This window comes from Blautia sp. MSK17_66 (assembly GCF_020538025.1).
Classification (GTDB): Bacteria; Bacillota; Clostridia; order Lachnospirales; family Lachnospiraceae; genus Blautia_A.
The window spans coordinates 28,373-41,518 of record NZ_JAJBNQ010000020.1 but is presented as its reverse complement, the minus strand read 5'-3'; the positions used below and the strand labels follow the sequence as shown (position 1 = coordinate 41,518).

General features: G+C 44.2%; 8 protein-coding genes. All 8 read right to left on the bottom strand.

The window, feature by feature from the left end; all coding sequences use genetic code 11:
• Positions 1-30: 30 nt before the first annotated feature.
• From LIR34_RS11610 to rfbC, 8 genes are read right to left on the bottom strand one after another with little or no spacing between them, the layout of a single operon-like run.
• Positions 31-2,562 carry a YfhO family protein gene (locus LIR34_RS11610; RefSeq protein WP_173902830.1) on the bottom strand — a complete coding sequence of 844 codons (2,532 nt, stop codon included), beginning with the start codon at positions 2,560-2,562 and terminating at the stop codon, positions 31-33.
• A gap of 4 nt (positions 2,563-2,566) precedes the next feature.
• Complete coding sequence (gene rfbD / locus LIR34_RS11605; protein WP_173902829.1) at positions 2,567-3,415, bottom strand: dTDP-4-dehydrorhamnose reductase; 849 nt, start codon at positions 3,413-3,415, stop codon at positions 2,567-2,569.
• A 13-nt stretch (positions 3,416-3,428) separates the two neighbouring features.
• Complete coding sequence (locus tag LIR34_RS11600) at positions 3,429-5,873, bottom strand: glycosyltransferase family 2 protein (protein ID WP_173902828.1); 2,445 nt, start codon at positions 5,871-5,873, stop codon at positions 3,429-3,431.
• Between the two features lie 22 nt (positions 5,874-5,895).
• Positions 5,896-8,313 carry a glycosyltransferase gene (locus LIR34_RS11595; protein WP_173902827.1) on the bottom strand — a complete coding sequence of 806 codons (2,418 nt, stop codon included), beginning with the start codon at positions 8,311-8,313 and terminating at the stop codon, positions 5,896-5,898.
• 10 nt (positions 8,314-8,323) lie between these two features.
• Positions 8,324-10,507, bottom strand: a complete 2,184-nt coding sequence (locus tag LIR34_RS11590; protein ID WP_173902826.1) for a methyltransferase — start codon at positions 10,505-10,507, stop codon at positions 8,324-8,326.
• Positions 10,504-11,760, bottom strand: a complete 1,257-nt coding sequence (locus tag LIR34_RS11585) for an ABC transporter ATP-binding protein (RefSeq protein WP_161284957.1) — start codon at positions 11,758-11,760, stop codon at positions 10,504-10,506. The genes LIR34_RS11590 and LIR34_RS11585 overlap by 4 nt, the downstream gene beginning before the upstream one ends.
• 13 nt (positions 11,761-11,773) lie before the next feature.
• Entirely contained in the window at positions 11,774-12,580 is an 807-nt protein-coding gene (locus LIR34_RS11580) for an ABC transporter permease (protein WP_161284958.1), read from the bottom strand.
• Complete coding sequence (gene rfbC / locus LIR34_RS11575; protein ID WP_161284959.1) at positions 12,577-13,146, bottom strand: dTDP-4-dehydrorhamnose 3,5-epimerase; 570 nt, start codon at positions 13,144-13,146, stop codon at positions 12,577-12,579. Before rfbC ends, LIR34_RS11580 begins: the two co-directional genes overlap by 4 nt.

The window sequence follows — 13,146 nt, the reverse complement described above, 5'->3', positions numbered from 1 at the left end:
ACACCAAAAAGAAAAATCAGCGGTATGCCTTCAGGCACCCGCTGATTTTTCTTTTTTGTACAGGATCAGTATCCTGCTTCCTGCAAACAGAATCCAGCACAGAATACTTCCCACCGCACCTTCTCTAAGACCCGGAGCCCGGAAGGTAAGAAGAACTGTATGATCTCCCTCTGGCACTTTACACGCCAGAAAACCAATATCGCCACGCAGAAGCTCTGTCTCTTCTCCATCTATCATAAGACTCCATCCCTTTTCATACGGAATCATAAACATGGCATATCCATCCGTCTCTGCATGGATGCTTCCCGTGACAACAGAATCCTTCTGCGGTGCATACAGCATCACAGAAGAACTTTCTTCCGCTGCTTTCTGTTCTTCTGATTTCAGTTTCCGGATCTCAGATACATCCTGGATCTTTGTCCCGTCTTCCAGTGCGATCGCCTCTCCCAGAAGTTCTTCTCTGGTTTCTTCTGTACACAGTTCCTTCAGACTTTCCTCCGAGATATCCTGTGAATAGAAATGTGCAGTCTCTGCATCCCGTATATTCTCATGGATATAAAGGCTTCCTACCTGATCCAGAAGTCTGTACTTCGTTTCATCCGGTTCGCTGTTTCCCGACAGAATATATTTCACGCCGAGAAAAGCCGCCAGCCAGTTATCTTCCACATTATTCCAGAAGGTATAATGATTATGATCTGCAAAGAACAGTTCCGGATAACAGATTTCGACAAATTCCTTGATATTTCCGTTCATAACAGAATTATAGGTTGAGATTCCCCGATATCCCTGACCGGATGAATCCATGGAGACAGTTCCTGAAATATAATCCTTTTCCACACGATAGAAGGTCGGATCTTTTTCTTTTAGATAGTTTAAGCAGTCCTTAAGATCAACTCTATACATTTCCCGGAAGAAATCCTGCGGTTTTTCAAGCTCTGCCCTGTATTTTGTCTCTTTATCCTCTGAGGTCTTCATCTCTTCATAACGCTTTGTCTCCTGCTCCATCATTTCTGCCGGAACATCTGCTTTTTTCATCGTCACACGATTCTGATAGTTTGTACCTCCCTCAGACACCACATTAACAACAAGCACAACTCCCAGAAATCCAAGGATCACATTTCGGATCTGTGTATCTTTCAGGAAGCAGAGTACCGTCAGGCACAGGGCTGTCAGAATTCCTGTAACTGTCAGGATCAGGATGTTTGTCTTATATTCCTGAAATCCAGCCTGTTCATATCCACATCTGTATACCCATCCCATAAGGACAGTTACTCCGAGGATCAGCACAAGATTCAGCCGTCCGCCTTTTCGCATATAATCCCACATCCATGCCATCAGAAGCAGTAATATCGGCATCAGAACAAATGTATAACGCTGCGTCGGCAATGTAAAATAATTAAATGCCATTCCACCGATCGGGAGTGCCACACCGGCAAAAATCAGGACAGCCGCTCCGTACAGGACTCTTCTGGCACGTTTTGTCATCTCTGCTCTGTGCAGGACTGCAAGAAACTGCACATTCAGAAAAACAGCCAGTGTTGAGCAGAAAAGTGCTGGATCCTCATAATAATTCATCACATACTGCTGAGGTCCCTTTGCCAGTCCATAACCATTCTGCAGGTTGCTTGAGAACATTCTTTTGAGCATGGACAGATAAAACTTTCGCGAATACGGTGTAAAACACTGCCTCAGAAAATCCAGAAGCCCGGTTCCGTCACTGTCCAGTCTGGAAGACACATTCAAAAGAACTTCTGCCATCGGAAGAAAGACCACAAGGCTCATCCCCACTCCCAGGATCATTTCTGCACAGCCTAGCAGGAATCTCTGGATTCTCTCTTTCCAGCTAAGCCCGTCCAGCATCAGAATTCGAAACACAAGATACAGTCCTGTCGCTGCCAGACACATATATGTGAAATAAACGCTGTAGATTCCGCACAGAAATACCATGACCGGGAACAGTGCCTTACCCTTTTTCTTCTGAATAAACTTTTCACAGAAAAGAAGCATCAGCGGAAAATAGATCACAACAGTTCCAAACTGGTAATGCTGTCCCCACACTAGAAGAAAACCATTCATAGCATATGCATAAGATGTGATCATCCTGGACAGCACACTGAATGAAAACTGCGAGAGAAACCAGTAAAAAGCAAATGCCGCCACCATGATCTTGAGAATCTGGATCACATTGATGTAGAGAAGCATATGTGCCGGTCCCAGAACCACTCCGGCTCCATAAAGCAGCATCAGAAATGGATCAAACAGATTAAAGTTAAACTGATTGATTCCCAGTCCATTATTAAAATCCCAGAGAGAAAAGCTTCCATCTCTCAGATGATTTACAATACTGGTATAATTCATGATATACTGCTGCCAGCTATCACTTCCGATATCATTAAAGATCATCAGATCATTTCCATAGAGATAATCCCGGAACATAAAGCTGCAGCTTGCACTCAGCAGCAGAAACAAAAAGCAAAGTGCCCTCACGTCAGGGCTTTGACAAAATCCGGACAGCTTCTGTGCTGTCCGGATCTTTGGTCTGGAATTATTTTTTTTATTCATCAGTTTACATAATTTCCTTCAAATAACGTTTAAGAGCATCTTTCCAATCCGGAAGACGAGTAAATCCATGCTCTTCCAGTTTCTTTTTCTCCATACGGCTGTTCGACGGACGTTTTGCCTTTGCAGGATATTCTGCGGAGCTTACAGGCAGAACCCTGACATCCATACCTGCCTGACAGAAGATTTCTTTTGCAAAGTCGCACCAGGAGATATATCCGCCCTCATTGGTCGCATGATATTTTCCGTACTCTTCTTTTTCCAGCATATCCACCAGAAGTCTTGCCAGATCATAGGTATAGGTCGGTGTACCGATCTGATCATCTACAACCGTCAGAGTGTCATGGGTTTTGCCGAGATTCAGCATAGTCTTGATGAAGTTCTTGCCATTCAGGCCAAACACCCACGCAATACGGACAATATAATAATGAGGAGCATACTTTTCTACTGCAACCTCTCCCTCATATTTGGACTGACCATAGACATTCAGCGGTTCCACAACCGGATCATCCGGCTCCCACGGGCGGGTTCCCTGACCGTCAAACACATAGTCCGTGCTGATATATACCATCGGAATATCAAGTTTTCCACACATCTTTGCAATATTTGCGGTTCCATCCACATTTACTTTATGGCAAACCTCCTGATTATCCTCAGCAGCATCTACTGCAGTCCAGGCAGCACAGTGGACGACCTTGTCCGGCTGAACTTCTGTCATTACTTTTTCTACAGCCTCACTGTCTGTTATGTCCATCTCTGCAACATCAACGCCGACACCTTCATAACCTCTTCTGGCCAGCTCATTCATCACATCATATCCAAGCTGTCCCTTTACGCCTGTTACTAATACTTTCATTTCCAAAATCCTCCTATATACGTCTCAGTGAAAAATCCTGACTCTTCAGGGTCAGATTCGGATTGTAATACGGATCTCCGTTTCTCAGAATATCCGGCCACCGTTTCTCAAAGATCTGGATCTCTTTATTAAATCTCGCAACCTTTTCCGGAGTATCCTCAAGACCTCTGGACTTGGATTCATAATGATACAATTCCGCATATGGATTGTATACGATCAGATATCCTGCCGCCCTGAGCTTCATACAGAAGTCAATATCATTAAAAGCAACTGCAAGTTCTTCTGTAAGACCACCGACCTTATCAAAGGCTTCTCTCTTCACCATCATGCAGGCTGCCGTCACCGCACTGTAATCCTGTGCACAGATAATCCTGTGGCAGTATCCGGTAGTTCCTCTTGGCTGAAGCACAAAACAGTGACCTGCAATTCCTCCGAAGCCAATCACAACACCGGCATGCTGGATCGTATCATCCTCATAATACATTCTCGCTCCGACCGCTCCCACATCACTTCTCATGCAATAGCCAAGAAGCTCCTCCAGACAGTCCGGATTGATGATCTCCGTGTCATTGTTAAGAAGAAGCAGATATTCCCCTTTCGCAAAGGATGCACCATAATTATTGATTGCGGAATAATTGAACTCTCTGTCCCAGTAGACCACATGCACTTTCGGATTGGAAGCCTCCAGTTCCTTGTAATACTGAAATGTCTTCTCGTCTGTACTGTTGTTCTCCACAATGATATACTCATAATTCTGATACGTTGACTTCTTATCAATAGAATCCATACAGCGTTTCAGATCCTCAATATGATCCTTGTTCGGAATGACAATGGAGATCAGTGGATCATGGTCACGAATAAATCTTGTCCTGTAAAGTCCCAGAAATTCTCCCTGATAAACTTCTGCATGGATGCCGGTTCTCTCATAATGTGCCTCGATTGCGCGTTTTCCTGCCTCGAATGCGTAAGTTTTGCTTTCCGGATTTTCAGCTGTAGAATCCTCATGGCATCTCCAGTGATACAGAATCTTGGGAATATGATAAATTTCTGACGGATCCACTGCCTCAATACAACGGAAAATAAAATCATAATCCTGTGCTCCGTCAAATTCTGAACGAAGCATGCCAACCTTGTCAATGACCTTTCTGTCAACCACAAACAAATGACAGATATAATTTACCGTACAGAGCAGATCTGGATTATAATCCGGTTTAAAATGCGGCTGGAAGAATTTATGCCCATCCATAGACATCTTATCCTCATCAGAATACAGAACACGAATCTTTCTGTCTTTGTTTAGAGCCTTGACACACTCAAACAGTGCGTGCGGTGTAAGCTCATCATCATGGTCTGCAAAAGCAATATAATCACCTGTGGCGATCTCGATTCCTGCATTTGTATTCTCTGAAATCTGCAGTGCTCTCTCATGAGAAACCACTTTGATCCTCTCATCCGAGGCTTCCAGTTCTTTGAGCAGTCCTGCTATCGGAGAATTTGCCCCGCTTCCGTCAGAAAGACAGAGTTCCCAGTTCGGATATGTCTGTGCTTTGACCGTCTCCACCAGCTGTCTGAGATATTTCTCGGGAGTCTTGTATAATGGGATTACAATTGAAATCTTTGGCTGAAATTCAAACTTCTCCCTCTTCTGTTTTTCGAGTTCTTTCTGACTCGGAAGATGTCGGAGAATCCATTTCTGATATGGAATCTCTCTTGTGGAAGCCGTTTTGACTTTTGCCACGATCTTACCTGCAAGTGCTGCACTTCCCTGACTTCTCCAGTAACGCAGTCCCTTCTTTGCATACTTCTCGATTTTTTTGCTGAGAACAACTGCCGGCTGAAGATGTGCAATATGGACAGCCTTAGTATTTCCTGCATAAAAAACGATGTAAACTACTTTTCCGGTAAGATTTGTCAGTTCCACAAAGAATCCTGTCTTATCATGGATCTCTGTTTCTTCATAGAGCTGCTCCACATCCACTCGCTCCGTGCGAAGGATCTCTGCCTGGATCTTCTGTTTATTTTCATCAAAAATCTGGATCCTCACCGGCTCTGCCGCAACAGCCCAGCCACGTACCCTGAGAAATCCCTGCTGAACCTTCTCTTCTTCAATAAAAAACTGTGGTTTATTTCTTCGCTTTTCCAGATCCTTGACAGGAACAGAAAACCAGCAGAAAGTTTTGTCCGGCATATCCGCATAAATAGAAAGTTTCTGAAATCCATCCAGCGACTCCGGAAGACAAATCTCAGCTGTGATCCTCTCCCCCCGCATAAGGTCAGGATCCTTGAATCTCTCCAGTGCGCTGACCATCTCAAGCTTCTTGATCTCCGCTTTTACCTCTGACCCGTCCAGGCAGGCACGCATTTTTGCCTCTTTCGGCCATGTCCCCTGAAGGATGTAACAACACGGATCCTGAAGATGAAACCTGTCTTTGGTCACTTCAAAAATTTCTCTTGCCATAATCTATATCCAACCTCATTTCTCAGTCTTCTCTCAGGGAACAATCCCCCTCTGTCACAGAAAGATTCGGGCTGTAATACGGGTCTCCCATTTCAAGCTGCTGCGCCCATTTCTCCTGGAATCTCTTTACCTCTTTATCAAAACGGAACTGTTTTTCCGGTGTATCTTCCAGTCCCCTTGATTTTGATTCATAATGATACAGCTCTGCATAAGGTGTAAAAACAATCTTCTTTCCTGACGCACGGAATTTCATGCACAGATCAATATCGTTAAATGCCACCTGGAAGGTTTCATCAAAACCTTTCACCGAATCAAATTCAGATTTTTTTACCATCATGCAGGCTGCCGTCACTGCACTGATCTCCTGCACGCTGATCATACGTCCAAAATATCCCGGATCTTCTCTGGAAGCACGGCACATAATATGCCCTGCGATTCCGCCAAGTCCCAGAACAACGCCCGCATGCTGGATCGTATCATCCGGATAGTACAGTTTTACTCCCACAGCCGCCACATTTTCCTGCTGACAGTTCTGGAGCATTTCCTCGATCCAGTCAGGTGTCAGGATTTCCACATCATTATTCAGAAACAGAAGGTATTCACCCTGTGCTTCCTTTGCAGCAAAATTATTGATCGCAGAATAGTTGAATTCTTTTTCCCAGGTCAGCACCCTTACCTTCGGATAGCGCTCCGGAAGTTTTTTATAATATTCAAAGGTTTCTTCCTTCTCGCTGTTATTCTCCACGATCAGAACCTCGTAATTACGGTAGGTGGATTTCCGTGACATGGAAAAAAGGCACAGTTCCAGATCATCTGTATGATCCTTGTTCGGAATGATGATCGATACCATAGGATTTCCCTGAACCTTTATATGGCTTCTGTACCAGCCCGGACGCTCCGTCATATCTACCTTCGCATCAATTCCCATTCTCTGATAATGCTCACGGATAGCTTTTCTTCCCGCCTCATAGGCATATGCCTTGCTGGAAGGATCTGCCGCAGTGGAATCCATGTGACATCTCCAGTGATACAGCACTTTCGGGATATGTGTGATCTTCTTCGCCTTTTCACAGCAGCGTAAGATAAAATCAAAATCCTGTGCCCCGTCAAATTCCGAACGGAGCATTCCGGTTTCATCTGTCAGACTTTTTCTGACTACAAAAATATGACAGATATAATTGTTTTCTCTCAGACGAAAGAGATTAAAATCTGGCTTGAAATTCGGGTCAAAATAGTGCTGCCCGTCCATACTGACCTTATCCTCATCTGTGTAGATCACATCTGCATCTGTGTCATTTATGGCTTTTACGATTTCATAAAGAGCATCCGGCTCCAGTGTGTCATCATGATCACAGAACATGAGATACTCGCCCTTCGCCAGTTCTGCCGCCGCATTTGTATTGGCTGAAATACCCCCGTTTTCTTTCAGTTTCTGATAGACAATACGTTTTTCTCTTCCGTAATGTTTTTCAAGAAACTCCTTCGCCTTATCATCCGGACTTCCGTCGGCCAGACACAGCTGCCAGTTTTCGTAAGACTGTCTGCGGACAGATTCGATCAGCTCCTTAAGATACGGAAGCGGTGTACAGTACAGCGGAATTACAATGCTGATCAACGGTTTCTGTGCAAAAGAAGCATGCTTCTGCCTGCGGAGTACCCGCTTATCTGCTTTATGCCGTGCGAACCACGCTTCATAACCGCCCTCAGCCACATTTTCTTTTCCAAAGAGTCTGCCAAAGAATCCCTTCGGCTTATTTTCTTTTCGGAGTGCTTCAATATCAATATCACATGTTTTTGTGACAGAATCACCGCAGAAATGAAGAATGATCTCTCTTCCTTTGATTTCCGGAAGTGCCGCTGATATGCGGAATCCAATTTCCTGCGTCTTATATTCTTCATCAAGATTTCTTCGTTCAACCACATCCGGTCTGCGTCCGCGGCTGATCCGGCAGTCCAGAGGTGATGCGTCCTCCTGATGCACGGTCACATCCACGCTTCCCCTCTGGTCAACAACCCAGCCCTGGATCTCCAGCATCGTATCGTAAAGGATTTCTACCCGGTCCAGGTGATATTCTACCAGATTTTCCTTGATCAGCTCATCAAGCTCCTCTGCATTGATCTCCCAGATACTGATGCGCTCCTCATCATGGCGGAGAAACAATTCCAGGCTCTGATATTTTTCTGCCAGCTTCAGTACCTCCGGAATCCGGACTGTAAACCCAGGAAGAAAATCTCCGAATTCACAGCCAAGTGCCTGTGCGACATCCGGTCGTTCTCTTCGCTGGATCTGCGGAAGTTCAACAGTGTCATAGCCATCTCCCAGAAGTTCAAACTCATATACTTTTCTTTCCGGATGTGCATACCAGCCATCCAGGCTCAGAACATGTCCATGTCTGTCATCGTAACGTTCTTCATCTATGCTGAAACAAAAATTTTCCATGTTCTATCCCCTACTGATTTTTTTTGATGCTACGGTACAGTTTCCAGACTCTGGTGTTTTCCATCTGCCGGATTTTCTCGTTCAGATGACGGATCTCCATATCCTTCTGTGAAGACACCTGTGAGAATTTCCGCCAGAATTCTTCTCTGGCTTCCTGCTCTTTCAATACCTCGATTTCAATATCCAGTGTATTTCCCTGAATATCATCGATGATAAACTGCGGATCACCTGCTCCGAAATAATATTTTCCATCTCCCATATCAAATCCGTTGGTCTGGAAAATAACCGGTCTGCCGTCTTCAAATGCAAGTTTCCTAAGAAGAAGTCCGCCCATTGCCTCACCGGGATCCAGGCGCAGTCTCTTTACTCCCTGCGGGATCCGTATTTTCAGACAAAGACCTGCCTTTGCCATCGGATAAATCTCCGAATCATTTTCACTGAAATCTTTACCTCTGTCATAAAAAACCTGAAGTTTTCTTTCCGCCCCCGCAATACGAAGCTGTTCATAGAATGACAATGCATCGGCTTTTCCCGGAGAGACATCTTCATACATATCAAGAAGCGGAACATGGCTGCCCTTGATATAATTCTGGAAATTGTGCTCCATCTCTTCATATACTTCCAGTTCCCTCGCTGTAAGTCCGGCCTTGCTGTAGAAATCCAGATCTTTCAGTGCACGGCGTTTGCCGTCGCTTTCCAGATAATAGTGGATCATCCTGTAAATTATATAATTAGCAGGAACAGGGAAACGGAAAGACCATTCATAATCGATCACGGAAACCCTGTCGTCATCGATCAGGATATTGGCCGGTACCAGGTCAATGTTTGAGATTCCACTGCAGGAAAATGTACCTTCCAGTGAAACATTTCCGAATACTTTGACAAATTCCGGTGTCTTATAAAATGTCTCTCTGCTGTGGATCCGGCGTACTTTATCAATATAATGGAACAAAAGCTTCTCTGCTTCTTCGTTCCTGCCCTGCTTCACAAAGATATCCAGATGTTCTTCCAGTGTCCTGCCTTTGAGAAATTCCAACTGTACTCCCTGTTTATCCAGCGTGCACTGATTCAGTTCCAGCCCTTCTTTTGCATAGATCCTTGACATTTCTCTGGAGATGGATTCCAGATTCTTTACATGGGCTTCCGCCGCTGTTTCTGTTGGGACTTTCCGCACAAATACATCTTTTTTGTTATGTTTACAGATATCTGTACGAAGTGCGAATTTTGCTGATCTTTCATTTGAAAACTTAGAATATACTGTTTCAATTTCCGGTTTTTCTTTTCCGATCAGAAGCAGAAAGGAATTTGAAAATGTCGGGAACAGATCGTTATCCAGGAGAGAATCATACACCGGAGATTCCTGAAAAAGCTGCAGACGAAGTCTGTCATAATTGGTTTCCAGCCTGTTCAGTTCTCCTTTGAACGGAAGACGCTCATCTGAATAAATAGTCATTGGAAGTTTATAATCCGGGAATGGATAATACCAGGATGCTTTGAGACCACCTGCTTCTTTGAGAATCGAACCAAACTCTTTCTTTGTAAATGTCTTCACTCCGCTGGTAGTCGGATAGCCTTCCAGTCCTTCAAACAATGTACCAAAATGATCCTCTGTACAGCCTGCCCAGTATTTCAGACCAAAACGGTTTTCGATTGCAAGGACGATCTTTCCATCCGGCTTGAGATGCCTGGAAATGATCTTCAGAAAATCCACATACGGTGTATCACTCTGGATATAAGCCTCTCCATACTCAAATACGCCAATAAGTGTGATATAATCATATTTTTCTGTGAGATTCTTTTCAATATCCTGGAAATTTCCCATGAGAATCTTGAGGTTATCAAAATCCTTATGTCTGTTGGCATTGATCAGACTTCTTTTGCGTGACAGTTCAATACAGGTCACCTTCTTTGCTTTTTTGCACAGAGCACCTGTTACCGCACCACAGCCGGAGCCAATCTCCAGAACGTTTTCCTCTCCTGTAAACGGAAGCCAGCTTAAGATATTTTCTCTTATATGTGAAAAATGATACAGGATCGGCCAGCTTTTGCGCTCTGCGATCACCTGATTCCATTCTTCCTCCGGATAAGTTCTGGCGATCTCAAGCATCTCATCTTCGATCGCACCGTCCGTATATAAATCTTTTCCCGGATAATACGTATCATCCAGCACAACCTGTCCTATTTTTTCACTCATTTTTCTTCTCCGTAATGTATCTCTACTTTTGAGTCCATATCATAAAAACCTACAGTATTCTGTTCAGAAACAACTGTAATATTACATGCATCATAGAGTCTGTGGAAAACTGTAAATTCTCCGTCCCTGTATCCGGTACAGCCAAATGCCAGCAGATATTCTCCGCCCTGAAGGAACATCTTCTGCGTAAAAGTTACGGTACAGGTATCGCCCTCATCAGAATGCTCAATATGCATCTTTTCAAACATGGTATTGGTTCCTGTGATCTCCGTACCCTTGATATCCTTGAATGTATATGCCATGATCGGTTCCTGGATTGCTTCATGGAACACAACCTTCATGCGGATCTGGAAAGTACTTCCCTTCTCTATGGTATTGGTTGACCTTCCTTTGTCATCGATCACTGCAAAGTCTGTGATCTCAGCAAGCTTACTTCCATACTCCAGCATATTTGGATTGACCTGGAACTCTTCGCTCCAGCTCTCCTTTGGTTTTTCCTCCTGAATCTGCTGTTTTGCAGGATCCTGTCCCACCAGAAGCTGCTTATACATATCAACCATCTGCTTCGGTGAACCTTCCTCCAGCTTCACGCCTTTGTTCAGAAGTACAACCCTGTCACAGTATCTTGCGATACTGCTCAGATCATGACTTACAAAAAGGATGGTCCTTCCCATCTTCTTAAATTCTTCAAACTTACGATAACATTTTGCCTGAAAAAAGACATCTCCTACAGAAAGTGCCTCATCTACGATCAGGATCTCCGGATCAATGTTGATCGCCACGGCAAAAGCCAGACGGACAAACATACCACTGGAATATGCCTTGACCGGCTGATGAACAAAATCACCGATGTCCGCAAAATCCAGAATATCCTGCAGGCGTGCATCTATCTCCTCTCTGGAAAATCCCATCATGGTTCCATTGAGATAGACATTTTCAATTCCGGTATATTCCATATTAAATCCGGCTCCAAGTTCCAGAAGCGCAGAAATACGTCCATCTACCACAACTTCGCCGCCGGTTGGATTCAGTACACCGGTGATGATCTTAAGAATTGTGGATTTACCGGAACCATTGGTTCCGATAATCCCCACAGTCTCTCCTCTTTTTACTTCAAAACTCACATCCCGCAGTGCATAATGCTCCCGCACCGGAACCTTAAATCCCAGTGCCTCCTTCAGACGGTCTGAGGGTTTGTTATATAATTTGTACATCTTATCCAGATGCTTTACCTGAATTGCAAATTCACTCATTCTACTCTCCACATTACAGTACATCTGCAAAATGTACCTGAAGTTTTTTGAACAGTCTGGTTCCGAAAATAAATACTGCCGCTGTAAACACCCAGAAATAAAGTGTCAGTACCGGATGCTCCCAGATTGCCACCTTGCCGATAAGAGAATCCCGGTATCCCTGAACGATATAAAACAACGGATTCAGCTTCAGTATCTTCTGAAGGATCCCGCCCAGTCCAAGATCATTGAAATCCCACATGATCGGAGTTACCCAGACTCCCACCTGAAGGGCAATGTTGATGATCTGACTCAGATCGCGAAAGAAAACAACTGCCGCACTCGTCATATAAGTCAGTGCAAGGATCAGCATAAAAATACAGAAGCTGTAATAAATAAGCTGCAGTGCATAAAGACTCGGCGGATAGCCCATAAAGGTATAGATCACCAGCAGGATCACAACAAAAAAGGCATGTACAAACACTGCTGAGAATACTTTGACTACCGGCAGAATGCGGATATTAAACACCACCTTCTTGACCAGATAATTGTATTCCAGAAGTGCATTTGTTCCTCCTGTGAGTCCCTCCTGAAAGAAAAACCACGGAATCAGACCTGCGATCAGCCAGAGCACAAACGGAACGCCTTTGTCCGATCCGTTTCTGAGCGCCAGCCCAAACACAAACCAGTATACGCAGATCGTAACGATCGGCTGGATGAATGCCCAGACCGTTCCAAAATAGGAACCGGCATATTTAGTTTTGAAATCATTTTTTGCCAGAGAAAAGACTAATCTTCTGTTTTTGTAGATTTCTCCGGGCAGCCAGGTATTTTTATTCAATCCTTTTTACTCCTGTTTGCAGTGTATTCCTTGAGGCCTCCCCACTTCTGATCTTTCTCGGAAAGGATCAGTTCCATGTCCTCCGGGATTGGCCACTGTACACCGATATCCGGGTCATTGTAAGCAAGACCGCCCTCATCGTTCGGATGATAGAAATCTGTACATTTGTAAGCAAACTCTGCAGTATCAGAAAGAACTACAAATCCATGTGCAAAATTCTTTGGAATAAAGAACTGCTTCTTGTTCTCGGCAGACAGAACTACACCGTACCACTGTCCATAAGTTTCTGAACCTTCTCTTAAATCTACCGCAACATCAAAAACTTCTCCGCTCACAACACGTACAAGCTTATCCTGCGGATAATTGATCTGAAAATGAAGTCCGCGAAGGACACCTCTTCTGGAACTGGACTGGTTGTCCTGGACAAATTCCATGTCAATCCCTGCTGCCTTATAATCATTGTAATTATATGTTTCCATAAAATAACCACGTTCATCACCGAATACGGTCGGTGTGATAACCTTCAGTCCTTCGATATGACAGGTTTCTACTGTGATCTTACCCAT

Coding starts and splice junctions, on each gene's coding strand:
- LIR34_RS11610 (WP_173902830.1), bottom strand. CDS start 2,562: ATGAATAAAAAAAATAATTCCAGACCAAAGATCCGGACAGCACAGAAG.
- rfbD (WP_173902829.1), bottom strand. CDS start 3,415: ATGAAAGTATTAGTAACAGGCGTAAAGGGACAGCTTGGATATGATGTG.
- LIR34_RS11600 (WP_173902828.1), bottom strand. CDS start 5,873: ATGGCAAGAGAAATTTTTGAAGTGACCAAAGACAGGTTTCATCTTCAG.
- LIR34_RS11595 (WP_173902827.1), bottom strand. CDS start 8,313: ATGGAAAATTTTTGTTTCAGCATAGATGAAGAACGTTACGATGACAGA.
- LIR34_RS11590 (WP_173902826.1), bottom strand. CDS start 10,507: ATGAGTGAAAAAATAGGACAGGTTGTGCTGGATGATACGTATTATCCG.
- LIR34_RS11585 (WP_161284957.1), bottom strand. CDS start 11,760: ATGAGTGAATTTGCAATTCAGGTAAAGCATCTGGATAAGATGTACAAA.
- rfbC (WP_161284959.1), bottom strand. CDS start 13,146: ATGGGTAAGATCACAGTAGAAACCTGTCATATCGAAGGACTGAAGGTT.